This window comes from Pseudomonas sp. CAN1, from assembly GCF_030462585.1.
Classification (GTDB): Bacteria; Pseudomonadota; Gammaproteobacteria; order Pseudomonadales; family Pseudomonadaceae; genus Pseudomonas.
In genome coordinates, this window is record NZ_JASMRU010000039.1 from 21,984 (window position 1) to 41,261 (window position 19,278).

The window sequence follows — 19,278 nt, forward strand, 5'->3', positions numbered from 1 at the left end:
GCTACTCCCTTGAAAACTGCTTAACCAGTTTATTTACAAGTTCCTGCCCGCCTTGAAAAACGAATGTATCCTTGCTCTTTCCAGACCAAACGTTTATATGGGCGCCGTGATTTTCATCAAATTCAACACGAAATCCTGCCTTACCATTAGAGCTTTGCATTCCGATAGGCTTCCCATAATTTTCTCCAAACTTTCCAATAGTCGGCACATCAGCTTTAAATGAACCCTGCTCCAACCATTTTATTGCAGAGTTCCTAGCCTGATTAAAGTCTGCAATGGCCGACTCAGCAGCATTCGCCTTTTTAACTAGCCCCGCGCCTGCGGTAATTGTGGCAGTCCCTACACCTTTTGCAGCACCACCACCTGGGAAAGCGTCTAGTCCGCTCAGGGCCCAATCCAAATCCGGAAGGGTAGTCAGTTGGCTAAGCGATGTCTGGATGTAATAGGAGTTACCTACCTCCCCCGCAAACGCTTCTGCCTGCCCCGCGAACATTCCGGTCGGATCAGCCCGATTAAGCGGATTATTCCCCACATAGGCATACAGGTTCATATCATCCTGATAGCCAATCGGGTCGTTCTGCAGGAAGCGGCCCAGCTTCGGATCGTAGAAGCGTGCCTTGTAGTGGTACAGCCCCAGTTCCGGGAAGTACTGCTGGCCGGTGTAGCCAAAGCGTAGGGTGTTGCCGCTACTCGGCTCGCCAAACGGTCCGTAGCTGTAGTTGCTGCTGAATCCCGTTTCGTTGGCCTGGGCGATGAGGCTGCCCTGGTGGTCCGCGTAGAACCAGCTCTTGGCGCCAGCGGCGTTGATCGAGAGCAGGGGTTCGTCGATGCCGGGGCCGTGGATGTAGCGTTTGCTCAACTGGCCATTCTGGTACTCCGCTAGCAAGCGTTCGCCGTCGTAGAGCAGGTCGTTGGTGGTGCCGTTGACGGTGGTGCGGGACAGCCGTTCTTCCGGGTCGTAGACGAAGCTGGCAGTAGCACCGGGGAGATCGACTGCTGACAATCGGTTGAAGCTGTCGAAGTTCCAGGTGTAGTTCGCTACTCCATCGGTGACCTGGTTGCCGTTGGCGCCGTGTTTGTGCGCCACGCCGTTGACCGAGGCGTATTGGTTCAGGCCATTGCTGATGTAGTTGAGCGTGCCGGCCTTGGCGTAGTCCCATTGGTACAGGCTGTTGCTGTTGTTGACTTGGAGGATGTCGCCTACCTGGTTGTAGCTGTAGGTGTGGGTGACGTCCTGCGAGGCGTTGGAGAAGTATTGGCTGAGGCGGCTCAGGCGACCCTGAGCGTCATAACCGTACTGTGTGTTGGTGGTATTGGGGCGGGTAATGGCGGTGCGCCGGCCGAGGTCGTCGTAGGTGAACTTGACCAGGCTGGTAATGCCGTTTTCCTGGATATCGATGACCCGCCGCAGGATGTCGTAAACCACCACCACGTAGTAACCGTCCGGCCAGGTCACGCGGGTGCGGTTCCCCGGGGTGGTGCCGAACTTGTAGTTCATGGTCCGGCCGTTGGTGGTGGAGGCGATCAGTTGGCCCAGGCCGTCCCAGGTGTTGCTGACCGATGAGTGACTGTCGGCGTAGCGCACTTCGTTCTTCAGGCCACGCAGGTCGTAGCCGAGGCGTACGTTATCCGCGGCGTTGGGGTAGTTGCGGGCAATCTGGCGGTTGAGGTCGTCGTATTCGTAGCCCAGCAGCTGGCCGTTGCGGCGCCGCAAGGTGAGCAGGTTGCCGTTGAGGTCGTAGCCGTACTCTTCGTAGTTGCTGAAGTCCGACTGGTTGGTGATGGCTTTGTCCGGGAAGACCAGGCGGAACAGGCGGTCGTGGCCGTCATATTGGCGGGTGGTGAGATTGCCGCGTGCGTCCTTGAGTGTCGCGATCTGGCCGTTGCCGGTGTAGGTGTAGGTGACGTAGTCCTGCGCCAGGGCCGAGCCCACGGCGCGCTGGATTTTCTGCACGCTGTCGTCGGCGTTGTAGACGGTCTGGGTAACGCGGCTACCGCCCTCCGCCGAGGTCAGGTATTGGGTGGTCTTGTAGGGGCGGTCGAGGTCGTCGTAGGTGGTATCGGTCATCGCCACCGGGGCGGCCTGCGCTGGACAACTGGTGCTCGCGCTGGTCAGCGCGGGGCCCCATTCGCGCGTGGGTTTGCCCGAAGCGCTGTAGGTGGTGCAGCTCACCATCCATTGGCTGCCCAGTTGCGCCGCCTTGCGGATGACGCGGCCATCTGCGTCGTAAGCGATGACCTGCTGTTTGCCGAGCGCATCGGTCACCCGCAGTGGGCGCCTCTCGGCATCGTAGGCGTAGGTGGTGATGTCGGGCAGGTCCAGGCGCGGACCATCCACCGAAGTCAGGTTACCCACAGCGTCATAGGTCAAGGTTGACGTGGAGTTGACCCCGTTTGTGCCACTGTCGAGTACCTGGGTCTGCGGGGCGTATTTGTTGGACGTGTTGTAGCTGGTGGTTTGGGTTGTCCACCTGTTCGTATCAATGAGCTCACTGCGACTGGTGGGCAGGTAGAAGGTGTTCCAGCCACTCCGGCTGAACGGGGTGTAGGCGAAGGTGGTTTGCGCTTGCGCGGTTGCACCGGCCGCCGTGGTTCTGCCGTATCGCCCGAGGATCTGGCTCGGCAATCCCTGGGGGTTGTACAGGTAGCGGGTTTCCTTGCCACGCGCATCGTAAGCACTGGAGACCTGGTTGGTGGTGCTGTCGTAGAGGAAGCTTTCGGTCAGGAGCGGTGCCCCGGAGCCTGGCTTGCCAATGCGCTTGATGGTCTTGACGTTGTGCGTACAGCCCAGGCTCGTGCTGGCGTAGAGGCAACGGCTGTCATCGTAGGTGTACTCGACACGATTGCCTTCAGGCAGCGTTTTGCTGGTCAGGCGCGATTGGCCGTCATAGGTGCTGATGGCCCAACGGCCCAGCGGGTCGCTGGACTGCAGGACATTGCCCGATGCATCGAGATAGTTGACGCGGCTGACGTTACCGGGGCCGATTTCCTCCGTGCGGTATCCCGCGAAGTAATAGCTGTAGAGCTTGCCCAGGGCATTGGTCTGGGTTTGCACGCGCCCAGCGCTGTCATAGACGTTGGTCAGCGCTGGCGTGCTGGGGAAGCTGGGGTAGAACAGCCTGGTCATCCGCCCCGGCATATCGTACTGGTAGGTAGTGGATTGGCTGTTGCCGTCGATGTAGGTCACCAGGCTGCCGTCACCGTCATACCGGTACTGGACGCTGCGGCTGCCATCACTGACCCGGCTGATGCGCGTGCCGTTGTAGGTGAAAGACAGGGAGCGGCCCAGGCTGTTCTCCACGGAGGCGAGGTTGTTGCCGCTGTAATTGAAACGCACCTCGATGCCGCTCGGATCGACGTAACGGGTGATCTTGCCCGTGCTGTCATACACCTGCTGGGCGAGGTCTTTCTTGCGGTAGGTGTAGGTGCCATCCGCGTTCCTGGTCAGGCGGACAGCCTTGCCAGGAGGCGGGTTATAGGTGCCATCGGGCATCAGGACGAACACCTCGCCGTTGAGGCCCTGGGTAACGGTCAGGGTGTTGTTGGTCAACTTGCCGCTCAGCCAATTTTGCGCGATGGCGGCGGTAGCCAGGTTCTCCACCGGCACACTGCTGCTCATCGGGAGATCGTGGGAGGCCTGCATTTCCACCAGGGCATACACGGCATCCAGAGCTGAGTCTTCACCCAGCCCCTGGTAACCATCCGAACCGACCCGAATGCTGCCGTTGAAGTTGTGTCCCCAGCCTTTACCGACCGCGCTGTCCTGAGTCCGCAGCCCGGAGCTGTACAAGCGCTGGAAGCTCAGGCTCTGCGGAAAATCACCTACCCCACTGTTGAGATCGGCGTGCTCATAGAGGTAATTGCCCTTCACCATGTCTATAGGGTCGCCCAGTAAGTTGGCGCCCGCCTGGAAGAACTTGCCCATGGTGCTTTGCGTATTGACTTCAATCTTCTGGTTGGTAGCGGGTGCCGGAAGCTTGAAGGTCGAGAATCCCCCGGACATTCCTCCACTAATGACGGCCCCCAATTGCAGACCTCCGCTTTCGCGAATGTTGAAGTAGCCGACGCCCCTCCAGGAGTCCTGGGTCAGGTTACAGTCCGCTGGCACCATCAGCCTAAGCCCGCGGCTCAGATCGCCCTGGAAGGTACTGTCGTAAGCGCTGCAGTTACTGAGGTTGGGGCGGACCTGGGCGATGTAGTTGCTTGCGGTGGCGTTGTAGATCCTTATCCCCGCGGCAGCGGCCTTGTCGATCAGGCTGACGGTGGAGACGGCATTGACGCCCGTGGTTTGCTGCACGGTCGTGGACTCGAGCATGCTCAGGTGCATGCCCCAGTTGGCGAAGGTGGCTACTTCCTTCTGAGCGTTCCCGGCATCGTTGAACACGCTGACCACGTTGCTGGGAAGGTCAACGTAGGTGGCATCGTAGTAGCCGGTGATGCCAACCTGGTGGTGGTGCAGGATTCTGGACTGACCAATGCGCTCGGCCAGATAGCCAACGGCGGTGTTCTGCCCCATCCATTGCGCGCCTACCACTGACAATGTGCTACCCAATACGGGCTCGGCCGTCTCGGCGACGCCAGCCGCGCGCCGGTCCTCGAGGTTGGTCAGGAACTTCTGCGCCAGCCCTCTGCCAACCGGGCCCCAGCCATTGGTGACCATGTAGGTCCCGCCGGCCTTCAGACGCTGAGTGAAGTTCGCGTCCTTGGAGGTCGAGGAGGCATAAGCATTGTGCCAAACGATGAACTGAATGCTGGTGTCGGTGCCTGGGGCAACCGGATTGCCCGTAGCAATCAGGGTTGGACCGAGCCGCAACTCCGGCTGGTTACTGGCGTTGTAGGTAATGCTCACACGGCGACCATAGATGGCATCCGACGTGAAGGTCTGGTCGATACCTTGATAGATCACCCTCAGGGTGGGCTTGTATCCGGCCGGGATGCTATCAGTCTCCACGACGCTGTAACGGGTATCGGCGTACGGCAGGCTGGTCTGTCTCAGTATCGCCCCGAGGAAGGGCTCGATGGTCTGCCCACCCACTACATCCGCCACACCTGCTGTTGGTTTGTTCTGCCGCAGCCATGTCGCCAGGTTCTGCGCATAGTTGGTCAGGGTGCTATGAATGCCGTTGCGGTTCAGGTACTGCACCGAATAGCCGGGGCTGATGGAGGCGCCCGACTTGGCGTTAGCGAGGAAGCTCGACGCGTTGTAGCCCGAGGCACTGGCCAGATTGATCGGCTGCGTGAACGTGTGGGGTTTGTAGCTGGGATCGAAAACGTAGGCTGTACCGTTGATGACGACTTTGACCCAAACGTGCTCGATGGTCAGGTCCGTCAAAGCCGCGTTCAGTGTGGGGCAAGTGCCCGCCACGGTCGCATTGATGCTGGCTAGCGGAATCTGGGCCTGGGCAAATAGACCGATCACCGCGCAGGCGTTGCTGGTATCGATGCCATACCACTGTCGAACCTGCTGCGCCGACAACTTGATCGCACCGCGCACGTAGCTTGCCGTGTAACCCGACTCCCTGAGCAACTCAACCATCAGCGCCGCCTGGTCAAAAGCGGTGCCCTGATTGTCGATGATCGTCCCAAGCGATCCTTTCTGAACGCCCCAGATGGGGTAGTACTCAACGTTGTTGCGGATGTACTGGTAGATGAGGTCGACGTTGTAGCGCAGCGCTCGGGCCAGCTCGGGAACCGATGCGGGGCCTACGGGGTTAGCGTCGCCGCCCATGCTCATGGCCTTCAGCAAGGGTTTGTCGCGCGTGGTATCCAAGGCGCCGGGGACATCGCCCTGGATGAGATTGCCGGGGAAGGTCAGCGAAGTACTGTGCTGACGCGATTGCTCGAGTGTGACTGGGTTCATCATGAGCCTGACTGTGCCCGGCGCAGGAGCCCAGTTCGGATCGGTGGCCGGTAGTGGCGCCTCGACCACATTGCTTCGCAGTACCGGTCCGTTACCTGGACGCTGAGCCGACTGCTCGCTGTATGCAATCGCGGGACTATCGGTACTGAACTGTACGTTTCCTGCCCCCCATGCCTGAGCAACTGATAGCAGCCCCAGCAGGCTGACTCCTCCCAGCACTACCCCGTGCTTGATGGTCTTCATGTTCGATCCCTCCGCCCGGCCTCGCATACGAGACCTAGCCAATGCATTCAATTGTTTTTGGAATATCCATGGCGCACGACAACCTGCGGCCGTTGACGAACATCGGCCGCAATCCAGGGAGGTCGTAGGTCAGTAGTTCTTGCTGGTAACGACGACGGTCCGGTTGCCGGACGCGTCGTAGCTGTAAGTTATGGTCGTGATCTTGGCGCCATCGGTGTAGGTGACTTGCTTGACCCGACCGAGGCTGTCGTAGACATAGGCAGCCGTGCCAGCCCATGCGGAGGTCATCGAAACCAGGCTTCCCAGCATCAGGGTGATGCTCAGGACGGCCACTGAGAACAGGTGTCCGGGTTTAAAGCAGCGTTGCCAGTTTTCTGTTTGCATAGCGCTCTCCTGGGTGAACTCCGGGGGGGTCACGGCAAGCGCAGCGAGCCCCACGGCTTGAAGGCCCCTGCTGAGTCAGCAGGTGAATCAACCGTCGTGGCTCATACTCGGAGGGGAGTTCCATGGCAGCCAGCCATGCAGAAGAAATCAGAATCGGCATTTTTCAATGAGGAAAAATCACTCATTCGTTATCGATCAGACCTCTTGATATCCGGCTGCGCACACTGGACTTGCCCGATCGGAGGTCTTTTGATGGCGAACGAAAACTGACCGTTCTCACAGTGCAGAAGCAGTCAGTAAAGGCGGGAGAGTTCGTTGTAAGTGCGCAGGCAGAGGCGTTCGCAGATCAGGTACGCGGCACCTGCTGCGCTTCGAGTTCCGCAATCCGCAGCTGCAGGCGCTCGCGCTCGGCGCGCTCGGCGCGGATGTCCTCGAACACGCTGATCAGGTGATCGGGCTGGGCGTCCTGCTGGCGGCGCTGCAGCGAAGTGCGCACGCGGACCCAGACGTACTCGCCATCGCGGCGGCGCAGACGCTTTTCCACCACATAGCGGTCGAAGTGGCCGGCCAGCAGCTGGCGCAGCAGGTCGAGGTTGGTCGCCAGGTCATCGGGGTGGGTGATGTCCTGGAAGGTCATGGCGTACAGCTCTTCGGCGCGGTAGCCGAGCAGTTCGCAGAGGCTGCCGTTGACCCGCTGCCAGCCGCCGTCGAGGCCGATGTAGGCCAGCGCGCCCCAGGTCAGCTCGAAGATCGCGCGAAAGCGCTCCTCGCTGTTGCGCAGCTGTTCCTCGGTGGCCATGCGCTCGGTGTTGTCCATGCTGATGCCGACCATCTTCAGCGGTCGGCCGACGGCATCGTTGACCACCGTGGCGCGCGAGGCGATCCAGCGGACGCTGCCGTCGGGCTGGACGATGCGGAAGTCGCACTCGCAACCCTTGCCATCGGCGGCGGCGCCGTCGTACATCGCCTGCACGGTGGCCAGGTCCTCGGCCGGCAGGTGGCTCCAGAATTCCTGGTTGGAGCTGACCTGCCAGCCGTAGACCGCTTCGACGTTGGGTGAATAGGTCACCTCGTCGCTGATCAGGTTCCACTCCCAGGTGACGATGCGCGCGCCCTCCTGGGCCAGCTTCATGCGCGTCTCGCTCTCCATGATCTCGGCGGTGTAGCGGCGGCGCAGGTCGGTCATCGGCAGCTCGACGGGCTCGGCGTCCTGCACGCTGCGCAGCGCTTCCTCGCCATAACGCAGCCAGAGCCAGTTGACCTTGAGGAAGTCCGCCAGCTTGCGCAGGTTGTCGTAGTCGATCTCACCGCCCTTGGTCCACTTGTGCACCGCCGTGCGCGAAATCCCCAGCGCCGTGCCCACGGTCTGCAGTGTCAGCTTGTGAAGTTCGAGCAGTTCCTTGAGACGGAAGGCGAAGCTGTTTTCCAGCATGGGGGGCGCGGTCCCTGGACGAAGTCGAGGGCCGCAGTATACACAGCTGTAAACCGATGGATGACAGACCAGGCTGACACCCGATGCCAGGGTCGCGGGGATTTCGTAGGAGCGGACTCCGTCCGCGATGTTTTCGCCGCCGCTCCGAGCAACCAGGGAGCGCGGCCGGCCAATCGCGGACGGAGTCCGCTCCTACGCTCGCCGGATGTTCAAGCTAGAGATCGATCACCAACCGCTCGCCACGGGCGCGGGAGACGCAGAGCATCAGGGTCTGCTGCGAAGCCTTTTCCTCGTCGGAAAGGTACTGATCGAAGTGCTCCACCTCGCCTTCGAGGATGCGCGTCTCGCAGGTGCCGCAGACGCCCTCGCGGCACAGGCAATCGACCTGGGCCGCCTTCACGTTCTCGATGGCCTGGATGATGGTCATGCCCTCCTCCACCCGCAGCTCGCGGCCCGAACGGCCCAGCACCAGGGTGAAGGCGCCGCCGCTGGCGGGGGCGGCGGCGAACTGTTCGAAGTGCACCCGCGCGTCATCGATGCCGGCCTGCTTAGCGCCCGCGATCACCGCGTCGATCAGCGGCTTGGGTCCGCAGACATAGACGTGATCCTGCGCCGCCAGGGAAGCGAACAGCGCCGCCAGGTCGAGGCGGCGGTCTTCGCTGTCGATATAGAAGCGCACATTCTGGTTGTGCGGGCCGTCGGCCAATTCGCCCTGGAAGGCACCGTGCTCCGGGCTGCGGAACGCGTAGTGCAGTTCGTAGGGCACCGCGCCGCCCTCCAACTCATGCAGCTGAGAGAGGAACGGGGTGATGCCGATACCGCCGGCAATCAGCACATGGCGCCCGGCCTTGGGGTCGAGGGCGAACAGGTTGTTCGGGGTGGAAATGGTCAGCTCGCTGCCAACCTGCACCTGCTGGTGCATGAAGGCCGAACCGCCTTTGGACTGCTCTTCCAGGCGCACGCCGATCTGGTAGTGGCCGAGGTCGCGCGGATCGCTCATCAGCGAATAGGCGTTGCTCAGGCCGTCGGCCATTTTCACGATCACATGGCTGCCGCCGCTGAACGCCGGCATCGGCTGGCCATCGCTGCGCGCCAGGGTGAAACGCTTGATCTGCGGGGTCGCCTGCTCGACCGCCGTCACCCGCACGCTGAACATCTCGTAGTTGTTGGCCATGGTTCACCTCGGCTGCGCCCGCTGGGCGGCGGCCGTGCCGCCCGGGCAATCCCTCCGCCCGGCTTCCACCACCGGGCGAGGTATGAAGAATTCGTGTGGTGGAACACCGCCGGCATCCGTGCCGGCGGTCTGCGCTGTCAGTCGAGGTGCGAGACGGCGATCAGGTTATGGAAGTGGGCGATGCCGTGCTCGCTGATGCCGGTGCGCTGCTTGTCCACCATGATCCGCCCCTGGCCGCGGTAGCCGCGGGACTTCAGGCCCTTCTGCACGCTCTCCACCAGGCGCAGGTCTTCCGGGCGGAAGACTTCGCGGTACCAGTCGATGAGCTTCTGCTGCTCCTCGGTGATGTCCTTGTTGAGGAAGTAGATGTCGTAGTGCTGCAGGGTGGTCTCGGCGTCGACCGGGAACTCGTAGATCACGGTCATGAAGTTGGCGCCCGGCGGCACGTTGAACATGGTGCAGGGCCAGGCCCAGTAGCCGGCGAACGACGGATCGCTGACCGACTCGTCGACCTTGAACGACTGCTCCGAGGACTTGGCGATGCCGTACTGCAGCGACCAGTTGCCGTGCAGGGTGTGGCCGTACTGGCCGACGTCCACCGAGTCGGCGAAGCTGGGGTGCGCCGGGCCGCAGTGGTAGCACTCCATGTAGTTGTCGACGATGGACTTCCAGTTGGCCGGGGTCTGGCTGACGAAGCGTGCGGCCAGCTGCAGGTCGTCGATCACCGCGCAGGCATTGCGCATGCTCGCCTGCAGGCCCGGCAGCTGGTCTTCGACGCTGCCGGCATTGGGGTCCATGTTGATGAAGATGAACCCGGCGTATTCCTCGACCTTGAGCTGCACCAGGCTGAAGTCGCCCTTGTCGAAGGCCTCGACCTGGTCGCAGTTGCGCACGTGGGTCAGCTCGCCGTCGAGCTTGAAGGTCCAGGCGTGGTACGGGCAGGTGATGACGTTCTTGGCGATGCCTTCGCTGCCTTCCAGCAACTGGTGACCACGGTGCGGGCAGACGTTGTAGAAGGCGCGCAGCACGTCGTCGCGGCCACGCACGACGATGATGCTTTCGCCGATCACTTCGCGAACGATGTAGGCGTTCTTCTGCGCGACTTCGCTGCGGTGGCCGAGGCAGATCCAGCTGCGGGCGAAGATCTTTTCCTTCTCGTGCTCGAACACGGCGTCGCTGGTGTAGAAGCTCGCCGGGATCGTGAAGGCGTGTTCAGGGTTGCTGCAGAAGTCGGCGGGCAGGCGTTCGAAATCGGTCATCAGATATCTCCAGGCTTTCATCGACTCGCGCGGGGCGCGGTCATTACTTATTGGTTAACTGCAACCCGATGGTTAACAGTGCAGGCAAAAAAAAGCCTGCCGGTGACGCCGCCCTCGGGTTGGCGGCGTCACGCAGGATTTACTGGGCGAGGGCTGCCTTTTCGGCAACCGGCTGGTCGGCAAGCGGCAAGACCTCGGCAGTTGGGGCCTGGGAGCTCTGGCCCTCCAGTGCCATGGCGGCAGCCTCTTCCTCGATGCGATAGGCGGGTATCGAGCCGTAGTCCTGCAGCATCCACTTGAAGAAGCCGTAGACCTTCACCAGCAGGATGACGGTGAACGGAATCGCGGTGAGCACCACGGCGGTCTTCATGGTCGACAGCGAGGCCTTGGCGAACAGCATGGCCAGCGGCACCAGGGTCAGGGTGATAGCCCAGAACAAGCGGTGCGTCGGGGTCGGATCGTCGCCTTCCTGCAGGTTGCGGGTGCTGGTGGCGGCCACGGCGTAGGCGGCGGCGTCCATGTGCGAGGCGCAGAACACCGCCATGATGAACAGGTACACGGCGAGGAACAGCTTGCCCACCGGCAGGCCCAGCAGCAGCGCTTCCACCGCGCTCTCGCCGCCCTGCTCGGTGAGGATCTTCGGCACGTCGATGGCGCCGGTGATGAACTGGTGCATGCTGTAGCTCTCCAGCGCACCGAAGAAGAACCAGCAGCCGACACTGCCGCCCAGCAGCAGGGCAAACACCACTTCCTTGATCTGCCGGCCACGGGACACGCGGGTCACGAACATCGCCACACCCGGCGCGTAGGACACCCACCAGAGCCAGTAGAACACCGTCCAGTTGCGGGTGAACGCGCCGTCGCCTGCCGGGTCGGTGAACAGGCTCATGTGCACGTAGTTCTGGATCATCAGGCCGAGGCCGTTGGCGGTGTTGTTGATGGTGAACTGGGTCGGGCCGACCAGCAGCACCACGGCCGCGAACACCAGAGCGCCGTAGCAGACGACCTTGCTCAGCTTCTGCAGGCCGCCATCGATGCCGATGTAGGAGCTCAGGGAGAACAGCACGGCGATCATGCCGATCACCATCACCTGCACGGTGAAGGTGTCCGGCGTACCGACCAGCCCGGAGAGACCGCGGGTCAGGGTCGAGGCGGTGAGCGCCAGGGACACGGTGAGCGCACCCATCATGGTCAGCAGGAAGATCAGGTCGACCAGGCGACCGACCGGGCCGGTGGACTTGAAGCCGGTGACGGCCTCGATGACGGAAGCCAGGTTCAGGCCGCTCTTCTTGCGCACATGGAAGTGGTAGGCCATGGCCAGCGAGGCCAGGGCGTAGATCGACCAGGCGCTGATGCCCCAGTGGAAGAAGGAATAGCCGACGCTGTACTCCAGGGCTTCACGGGACTGCGGGACGATGTTCAGGCCCGGCGACTGGTAGTAGTAGGCCCACTCCATCACGCCCCAGTAGAGGGTCGAGGAACCCATGCCGGCGCAGATGAACATGAACACCCAGGTCGCCGTGGCGTACTCGGGCTTGCCGCTGCCCAGGCGGATGTTGCCGTACTTGCTGAAGGCTATGTACAGCACCGCCAGGGTGCTGCCGAAGATGATCAGCTGGACGGCGGTGCCGAAGGAGCGGGTGGAGAGTTCGAACAGCTGGTTGGCAGCCTGCTCGGCCTGGGCCGGGAAGGCAGCGAGGCCGATCACGGTAAGCAACACCGCCACCAGGCTCATGGATATCAGGAATACATCGACCTTCTTGTTGTTCTGGGACAGCAGGCGGGACATCAGGCGTCTCCTGGGACGTTTTATTGTTGTTGTCACTCATCCGGCGCAGGCAGCGGATGGTGCATCGTCACCAAGGTTGATCTCGCTTAATCAACCATTAGTTAACAAACATCTAATGGTTAACAGTCTGCGATGAAACGCCGCAGGGTGCAAGAGCCTGTCATCGCTCTCACAACACCACCGCCGATACCCGTAACCGCTCAGGAACGGGCATCGCGGCGGTGATCTGCGAAGATGTCGGAATTATCCGCCCACGATCTCGGCAATTGCCGCACCCACCGCCTGGGTCGACAGCTTGCCGCCCATGTCGCGGGTGACCGCGCCTTCGGCAATCACCTGCTCGATGGCCTTGAGGATGTCGTCGTGGGCCGCGCGATAGCGCTCGTCGCCCTGGCCGACGAAGTCGAGCATCAGCGCGCCGGACCAGATCATGGCGATGGGGTTGGCGATGTTCTGGCCGAAGATGTCCGGCGCCGAACCGTGCACCGGCTCGAACAGCGAGGGGAACTTGCGCTCCGGGTTGAGGTTGGCGGACGGTGCGATGCCGATGGTGCCGGCGCAGGCCGGGCCGAGGTCGGAGAGGATGTCGCCGAACAGGTTGGAGGCCACCACCACGTCGAAGCGCTCCGGCTGCAGCACGAAGCGCGCGCAAAGGATGTCGATGTGCTGCTTGTCCCAGGTGATATCCGGATAGCCGGCGGCCATGGCGGCGGTGCGCTCGTCCCAGTAGGGCATGCTCACGGCCATGCCGTTGGACTTGGTGGCCGAGGTCAGGCGCTTGCGCTCGCGGGTCTGCGCCAGGTCGAAGGCGTACTTGAGGATGCGGTCGACGCCGCGGCGGGTGAACACCGATTCCTGCAGCACGAACTCGTTCTCGGTGCCTTCGAACATGCGTCCGCCCAGGGACGAATACTCGCCTTCGGTATTCTCGCGGATCACCACGAAATCGATGTCGCCGGGCTTCTTCCCGGCCAGCGGGCACGGCACACCGGGGAACAGGCGGACCGGGCGGATGTTCACGTACTGGTCGAACTCGCGGCGGAACTTCAGCAGCGAGCCCCACAGCGAGATGTGGTCCGGCACCTTGTCCGGCCAGCCAACGGCGCCGAAGTACAGCGCGTCGAAGCCCTGCAGCTGCTCGAACCAGTCGTCCGGCATCATCTTGCCGTGCTCCAGGTAGTAGTCGCAGCTGGCCCATTCGAACTGCTCGAACTCCAGCTGCAGGCCGTGCTTGCGCGCGGCGGCCTGGACGACGCGCAGGCCTTCGGGCAGGACTTCCTGGCCGATGCCGTCGCCGGGAAGGGTGGCGATTCTGTAGGTCTTGCTCATGATGCACCTCGGGGGTCGGATTAATGGCGGTGCGAGCCATGCTATAAGTCGTGAAATCAAACATAATCCAGTCCACCGTGGATTCTTGAAACACGAACCGTGAACAATCTGCCGAACCTGGAAGACCTGCGGGTCTTCGTCCATGTCACCCGCCGCTCCAGCTTTGCCGCGGCCGCCAGCGAACTGGGCATGTCCGCCGCCTTCGTCAGCAAGCGCATCCGCCTGCTGGAAGAGGACCTCGGCGTGCGCCTGCTGCATCGCACCACCCGTCGGGTGTCGGTCAGCGAGGACGGCGAGCGGGTCTACCAGTGGGCGCTGCGCATCCTCGACTCGGTGCAGCGCATGGGCGACGACGTCTCCGCGCTGCACCGCGAGCCCAGCGGCCAGTTGCGTATCGCCAGCAGCCTGGGCCTGGGCCGACGATTCGTCGCCCCTGCCCTGTCGGAACTCGCCACCCGCCACCCGCAGCTGGATATCCGCCTGGATGTGCAGGACCGCCTGGTGGACCTGATCGGCGAAGGCTTCGACCTCGACGTGCGGGTGGGCAACGAGATCGACCCGAACCTGATCGCCCGCCCGCTGGCGCGCAACCGCCGGGTGCTCTGCGCCGCGCCGGGCTACCTGGAGCGCCGCGGCACCCCGCGCTCGCTGGCGGAGCTGGCCGGGCACGACTGCCTGGTGATCAAGGAGCGCGACCACCCCTTCGGCGTCTGGCACCTGCAGGGTCCGGAAGGCGAGGAAAGCGTGAAGGTCACAGGGCCGTTGTCATCCAACCACGGCGAGGTGGTGCACCAGTGGTGCATCGACGGGCGCGGCATCCTGCTGCGCTCCTGGTGGGACGTGCACGACAGCCTGGACGACGGCTGCCTGGTGCAGGTGCTGCCGGAATACCAGCAGCCGGCGGACATCTGGGCGGTGTACGCCGCGCCCCTGGCCAGCTCGGCCAAGGTGCGGGTGGCGGTGGAGTTCCTGCGCCAATACTTCGCCGAGCGTTACAGCCAACCAGATGCCTAGAAGAAGCCCGTCCTCCGGTCGCGCCGCACCTTCTTTGCGTAGGAGCGAGCTTGCTCGCGAACCGCCTGATGCCCGAGCTCGCCGGGAACTGCGTTCGCGAGCAAGCTCGCTCCTACAAAGAGCCATCTGCGTTAGAGCTGGGCGACGTGCCCGCCACCCTGGTGCTCGCGCAGATAAGGCAGCACCGCACCCAGCAGCGGTTCCTTGAAGTCTTCCTGGAAGCGATGCGCCATGCCGGGGATCAGCTTGAGCACCGAGCCGCGGATATGCGCCGCCACGTGCACGCCGTGCATCACCGGCAGCAGCGGATCGGCGGTGCCGTGGACCACCAGGGTCGGCACGTTCAGGCGGTTGAGCAGGTCCACCCGGCTGGGCTCGGCGAGGATCGCCAGGATCTGCCGCTGCACACCTTCAGGGTTGAAGGCACGGTCGTAGGAACGTGCCGCCTGCTGCAGCAATTGCTGACGGTCATCGCGCACTTCCGGGCTACCCAGGGCAGCCAGCAGATCGGCCTGCTGCTCGATGGCCTGCTCGCGGGTGGCCGCTTCACGCCGCGCCAGCAGGCGCAGCAGCGACTCGCTGGGCGCCGGCAGGCCCTGGGCGCCGGAGCTGGTCATCACCAGAGTCAGGCTGATCACCCGCTGCGGCGCCAGGTCGGCCACGTGCTGGGCGATCATCCCGCCCATGCTCGCGCCGAGCACATGGGCGCGTTCGACGTGCAGGGCGTCCAGCAGGTGCAGGGCATCACCGGCCATGTCGGTCAGGCTGTAGGGCGCGCTGACGGGCAACCCCAGGCGATAGCGAATCACCTCGTACGTCAGGTTCCCGGTCGGCGTAGGAACGCGCCAGGCGGACAGGCCGACGTCACGGTTGTCGTAGCGGATCACCCGGAATCCCTGCTGACAGAGCGCCTCGACGACCTCGTCAGGCCAGTGAATCAATTGGCCACCCAGGCCCATGATCAGCAGCAGCGTCGGGTCCTGTGGACGGCCGATGCTCTGGTAGGCCAGGCGCACGTCGCCCAGGTCGACCAGTTCGGTCGGCACCCGCGCATCGCAACGATCGCTGGCAAGAGAGAGAGAGGGCAGGCCGCAGAGAAAGGCGACTGCCAGCAGAAAAGCACGCATGAGCGAAAATCCGGAACGCAAAACCCCAGTGGAGCGCGATTCTGATGAATTTCCGTCGGGCGCTCTGCCACAGCTCGGTGACAGTTTGATGAAAGGCGCCGAGCGGTCACCGACGAGCCTTCCCATGATCAGGATCAAGGGAGGTCGCCCCTCGCACTGGCGAAGATAGGACCCCCCCGCTCGGAAGTTTCGTCATGGCCTACCCCATCCTGCTGGTGCTGCACCTGTTCGCCGCGATCATGTTCGTCGGCACGGTGTTCTTCGAGGTACTGATCCTGGAGAGCATCCACCGCCATGTGCCGACACGGGCGATGAAATTAGTGGAGGGCGCGCTGGGGCGACGCCTGCGCCGGGTGATGCCGTGGGTGATCCTGACCCTGTTCGGCAGCGGTCTGGGCATGCTGCACCTGCGCTATGCGCCATTGCTGGCCGACCCGCTGGGCTCCCCCTTCGCCACATTGCTTAGCCTGAAGCTGCTGCTGGCCAGCAGTGTCCTCGGCCATTTCCTCTTCGCCATGTACTCGTTCCGCGTAGGACGCATGAGCGGCCAGCGCTCCCGGCGCATCCACTACAGCGTGTTCGCCCACGTGGTGCTCATCGTCCTGCTGGCCAAGGGCATGTTCTATCTGAGCTGGTGAAGCTCTGGCGGAGTTAAAGCACGCTGGTGCAGCGCCAGCGGCGGGCTTATCATGAGTTCAGCTCAATTTTTCCGAAGTTTTATCAAGATTTCCTCATAGTGAGGGCGAGGCCGCGCCATGCTAGAACTCCGTCACCTGAAAACCCTGCATGCCCTGCGCGAAGCCGACAGCCTGGTGGAGGCCGCCGAGCGCCTGCACCTCACCCAGTCCGCCCTGTCCCACCAGTTCAAGGAACTGGAGGAACGCCTCGGCCTGTCGCTGTTCATCCGCAAGACCAAGCCGGTGCGCTTCACCAGCGCCGGCCTGCGCCTGCTGCAACTGGCCGACGCCGTACTGCCGCAATTGCGCGGCGCCGAGCGCGACCTGGCGCGCCTGGCCGGCGGCACCGCCGGGCGCCTGCACATGGCCATCGAATGCCACAGCTGCTTCCAGTGGCTGATGCCGACCATCGACCAGTTCCGCGATGCCTGGCCGGAAGTGGAGCTCGACCTCGCCTCCGGCTTCTCCTTCGCCCCGCTGCCGGCGCTGGCCCGCGGCGACCTTGATCTGGTGGTGACTTCCGACCCGGTGGAGATCGCCGGCATCACCTACGTGCCGCTGTTCACCTACGAGGCGCTGCTGGCGGTGGACAACCACCATGCGCTGGCCGGCAAGTCCTGCATCGTCCCGGAAGACCTGGCCAACCTGACGCTGATCACCTACCCCATCGAGCGCGACCGCCTGGACATCTTCACCCGCTTCCTCGAACCGGCCGACGTCGAGCCGGCACAGGTGCGCACCTCGGAGCTGACGGTGATGATGATGCAGCTGGTGGCGTCCGGACGCGGTGTCTGCAGCCTGCCCAACTGGGCGCTGCACGAGTACAGCTCGCGCGGCTACGTGACTGCCAAGCGCCTGGGCGAAAAAGGCCTGTACTGCACCCTGTTCGCCGCCATCCGCGCCGACATGCTCGACGCGCCGTTCATGCGCGATTTCCTGCTGACCGCGAAGGACACTTCGTTCGCCACGCTGGAAGGGGTCAGCGCGGCGAAGGGCTGACGGCCAATTTCCCCGCCCTACCCTGCATCCGAAGAGTTCTTCGCCATCCGCTGAACGTCGCGCCAATCAGGGCCCGCAGATGAATCGACGGGCATAAAAAGGGCCCGCCATTGCTGGCGAGCCCAAAGTTAACGATTGACTAGTCGATCAATCATTACCACATCGTGTAGGAACACGCTGCGGGACACATGATCCGAGAGACGGGACATTTCTCCAAGCCCTGCCACCGATGTAGGAAGCGTCCGGTGCGCTTTTGCGATATTCGCCACAGCGCCGGCAAAATCTCTCGCTTACGCCCCTGTTATCGGAATTCGCCCGACAGCGCCCTTCACTCGACGAGCATCGACGGCGGGAGTGGGCTGCCATGGTTGTCGGAAATGCCCAGAAAAAAGGCCCTCCTTGCGGAGGGCCTTGGGGACATGACTCAAAAAGCGGCTTGTAGTCGTTATGGTTGCCAACGCCACGCGATGGGGGGCGCGGCGTTGGAGAAATCATTGATCAACGCGGGAAAGGCAGAAATAAGCCGACTCTTGAAAAGGAACATTCCCACTCGAATCGAGACTGTTTCCGCAGTTTCGTGTCTTGCTACTCCTGAACGCTCTCCCTCTTCTACCGGGCTCAGCCGGGCTTGGTCTCCGCCGCCCTGGCATGTTCTTCGGCCCACTGCGCGTCACGCTCCCAGACCCGTTTGAAGGCCGGGCGCGCCGTCACCAGCTCCACGTAGCGCTCGAATACCGGCAGCTTCGGCACCACGCCGAAACCGATGGCCCAACGCAGGGCCGCGCCCCAAAGCACGTCGGCGGCGGTCATGCGGCTACCCAGCAGGTAGGGGCCGGCCTCCAGCTGTTCGGCAATGGCGCGCATCACGCTGTCGTAGTCGCCATAGGGACTCATGGCCTGCGGGGCGGCGTCGCGTTTCAGGGCACGGTCGACGATGGCCGGCTCGAAGCTGGAGCCGTAGAACACCAGCCAGCGCAGGTAGGGGCCGCGCAGCGGGTCGTCGAGGGCGGGGGCAAGGTTGGCGCGGGGGAACAGGTCGGCGAGGTAGATGAAGATGGCGCCCTGCTCGGTGACCAGCGACTCGCCAAGGCGGATCGCCGGCACCTTGCCCAGCGGGTTGAGCGCCAGGTAGGCCGGCTTGCGCTGCTCGCCGGCCTTCATGTTGATCAGTTCGAGGTCGTACTCGGCGCCCAGCTCTTCCAGCAACACCAGGGTGCCGCTGGAGCGAGTCTGGGGCGAATGGTAGAGGGTGAGGCGGGGCATGGCGGGTCTCCTCGGGCAGCACGGCTCGGAGTCCCCAGCATAGCCCCGCGCGGGGCTCACGCCTCGTCGAAGTGCATCTCCGGCGGTTGCTGGCGGAAGCCGCTGGTGATCACCGCGAGGTAGATCACGCCGAGCACCAGCCAGGTGGCGCCGAGCCAGATCGCCAGGTGGTCGAGGCTGACCATCAGCCACAGGTCGGCGAGCAGGCCGATCAGCGGGAACAGCAGGAACAGCACCAGCTCGCGCGGGCCGCGGCGCTCGGCTTTCAGGTAGTAGTGGAAGATCACCGAGAGGTTCACCAGGCTGAAGGCCAGGAAGGCACCGAAGTTGATGAACGAGGTGGAGGTGGTGACGTCCATGTGCAGCGCCAGCAGGGCTACCACGCCGCACAGCACGATGCTGTTCACCGGGGTTTCGAAGCGTTTGCTGATGCGCCCGAAGAACGGGCGCGGCAGCACGCCGTCGCGGCCCATGGCGAACAGCAGGCGCGAGGCGCTGGCCTGGGCCGACAGGCCGGAGGTGAACTGGCCGACGATCAGGCCGATCAGGAACCACCGTGCCATCGGCCAACGGCGCGGACGGCGTGAAGCTCCAGTGGCCGCTGCCATCGGCGGCGGTCTGGCCGATGGGGTTGCCGTTGCCATCGGTGATGATCACCTTGGCGTTGGCCTCGGCGGTGCCGGCCAGCGTGTGGCCGTTGCTCAGGTCCACCGTCGGCGCGGGCGGAG

At 63.3% G+C, this 19,278-nt stretch carries 12 protein-coding genes and 2 pseudogenes; 3 read left to right on the forward strand and 11 right to left on the reverse strand.

Annotated features, from left to right (window positions below):
- Position 1: 1 nt before the first annotated feature.
- The 7 genes from QO207_RS28020 to QO207_RS28050 form a co-directional block, all read right to left on the reverse strand.
- Entirely contained in the window at positions 2-6,103 is a 6,102-nt protein-coding gene (locus QO207_RS28020) for an RHS repeat-associated core domain-containing protein (RefSeq protein ID WP_301535517.1), read from the reverse strand.
- 129 nt (positions 6,104-6,232) lie between these two features.
- Positions 6,233-6,487, reverse strand: coding sequence for an RHS repeat domain-containing protein (locus tag QO207_RS28025; RefSeq protein WP_301535518.1), 255 nt, complete (start codon positions 6,485-6,487; stop codon positions 6,233-6,235).
- Positions 6,488-6,833: 346 nt separating this feature from the next.
- A complete protein-coding gene (locus QO207_RS28030; RefSeq protein WP_301535519.1) occupies positions 6,834-7,919 on the reverse strand; it encodes a helix-turn-helix transcriptional regulator in 1,086 nt (361 codons plus the stop codon).
- Between the two features lie 214 nt (positions 7,920-8,133).
- Positions 8,134-9,093, reverse strand: coding sequence for a PDR/VanB family oxidoreductase (locus QO207_RS28035; RefSeq protein WP_301535520.1), 960 nt, complete (start codon positions 9,091-9,093; stop codon positions 8,134-8,136).
- Positions 9,094-9,230: 137 nt separating this feature from the next.
- The gene (locus QO207_RS28040) at positions 9,231-10,352 is read right to left on the reverse strand and encodes an aromatic ring-hydroxylating dioxygenase subunit alpha (protein WP_301535521.1); all 1,122 of its coding nucleotides are present in this window, start codon (positions 10,350-10,352) and stop codon (positions 9,231-9,233) included.
- A gap of 139 nt (positions 10,353-10,491) precedes the next feature.
- Complete coding sequence (locus QO207_RS28045; RefSeq protein ID WP_301535522.1) at positions 10,492-12,141, reverse strand: BCCT family transporter; 1,650 nt, start codon at positions 12,139-12,141, stop codon at positions 10,492-10,494.
- 243 nt (positions 12,142-12,384) lie between these two features.
- Positions 12,385-13,473 carry a tartrate dehydrogenase gene (locus QO207_RS28050; RefSeq protein WP_301535530.1) on the reverse strand — a complete coding sequence of 363 codons (1,089 nt, stop codon included), beginning with the start codon at positions 13,471-13,473 and terminating at the stop codon, positions 12,385-12,387.
- A gap of 96 nt (positions 13,474-13,569) precedes the next feature.
- Here QO207_RS28050 and QO207_RS28055 point away from each other — a divergent pair, with 96 nt between their 5' ends.
- Positions 13,570-14,484, forward strand: coding sequence for a LysR substrate-binding domain-containing protein (locus QO207_RS28055; protein WP_301535523.1), 915 nt, complete (start codon positions 13,570-13,572; stop codon positions 14,482-14,484).
- A 131-nt stretch (positions 14,485-14,615) separates the two neighbouring features.
- On the opposite strand, the gene QO207_RS28060 is transcribed toward QO207_RS28055, so the two are convergent.
- Complete coding sequence (locus QO207_RS28060) at positions 14,616-15,611, reverse strand: alpha/beta fold hydrolase (RefSeq protein ID WP_301535524.1); 996 nt, start codon at positions 15,609-15,611, stop codon at positions 14,616-14,618.
- Between the two features lie 194 nt (positions 15,612-15,805).
- On the opposite strand from QO207_RS28060, the gene QO207_RS28065 reads away from it, so the two are divergent.
- Together QO207_RS28065 and metR are read left to right on the forward strand one after the other, a co-directional pair.
- Positions 15,806-16,249, forward strand: a complete 444-nt coding sequence (locus QO207_RS28065) for a CopD family copper resistance protein (RefSeq protein WP_301535525.1) — start codon at positions 15,806-15,808, stop codon at positions 16,247-16,249.
- A 117-nt stretch (positions 16,250-16,366) separates the two neighbouring features.
- A complete protein-coding gene (gene metR, locus QO207_RS28070) occupies positions 16,367-17,287 on the forward strand; it encodes a transcriptional regulator MetR (protein WP_301535526.1) in 921 nt (306 codons plus the stop codon).
- Positions 17,288-17,905: 618 nt separating this feature from the next.
- Here the strand turns inward: metR and QO207_RS28075 are convergent.
- From QO207_RS28075 to QO207_RS31570, 3 genes and pseudogenes are all read right to left on the reverse strand, one after another.
- Positions 17,906-18,550 carry a glutathione S-transferase family protein gene (locus QO207_RS28075; protein WP_301535527.1) on the reverse strand — a complete coding sequence of 215 codons (645 nt, stop codon included), beginning with the start codon at positions 18,548-18,550 and terminating at the stop codon, positions 17,906-17,908.
- Between the two features lie 56 nt (positions 18,551-18,606).
- Positions 18,607-19,104: pseudogene (locus QO207_RS28080) on the reverse strand (APC family permease); the annotation flags it as partial.
- A 55-nt stretch (positions 19,105-19,159) separates the two neighbouring features.
- Positions 19,160-19,261, reverse strand: a pseudogene (locus tag QO207_RS31570) (hypothetical protein); the annotation flags it as partial.
- Between the last annotated feature and the right edge of the window lie 17 nt (positions 19,262-19,278).

Bases quoted from the DNA above. Each gene is read 5' to 3' on its own strand.
- QO207_RS28020 (WP_301535517.1), bottom strand. From the start codon at position 6,103: ATGAAGACCATCAAGCACGGGGTAGTGCTGGGAGGAGTCAGCCTGCTG.
- QO207_RS28025 (WP_301535518.1), bottom strand. From the start codon at position 6,487: ATGCAAACAGAAAACTGGCAACGCTGCTTTAAACCCGGACACCTGTTC.
- QO207_RS28030 (WP_301535519.1), bottom strand. From the start codon at position 7,919: ATGCTGGAAAACAGCTTCGCCTTCCGTCTCAAGGAACTGCTCGAACTT.
- QO207_RS28035 (WP_301535520.1), bottom strand. From the start codon at position 9,093: ATGGCCAACAACTACGAGATGTTCAGCGTGCGGGTGACGGCGGTCGAG.
- QO207_RS28040 (WP_301535521.1), bottom strand. From the start codon at position 10,352: ATGACCGATTTCGAACGCCTGCCCGCCGACTTCTGCAGCAACCCTGAA.
- QO207_RS28045 (WP_301535522.1), bottom strand. From the start codon at position 12,141: ATGTCCCGCCTGCTGTCCCAGAACAACAAGAAGGTCGATGTATTCCTG.
- QO207_RS28060 (WP_301535524.1), bottom strand. From the start codon at position 15,611: ATGCGTGCTTTTCTGCTGGCAGTCGCCTTTCTCTGCGGCCTGCCCTCT.
- QO207_RS28065 (WP_301535525.1), top strand. From the start codon at position 15,806: ATGGCCTACCCCATCCTGCTGGTGCTGCACCTGTTCGCCGCGATCATG.
- metR (WP_301535526.1), top strand. From the start codon at position 16,367: ATGCTAGAACTCCGTCACCTGAAAACCCTGCATGCCCTGCGCGAAGCC.
- QO207_RS28075 (WP_301535527.1), bottom strand. From the start codon at position 18,550: ATGCCCCGCCTCACCCTCTACCATTCGCCCCAGACTCGCTCCAGCGGC.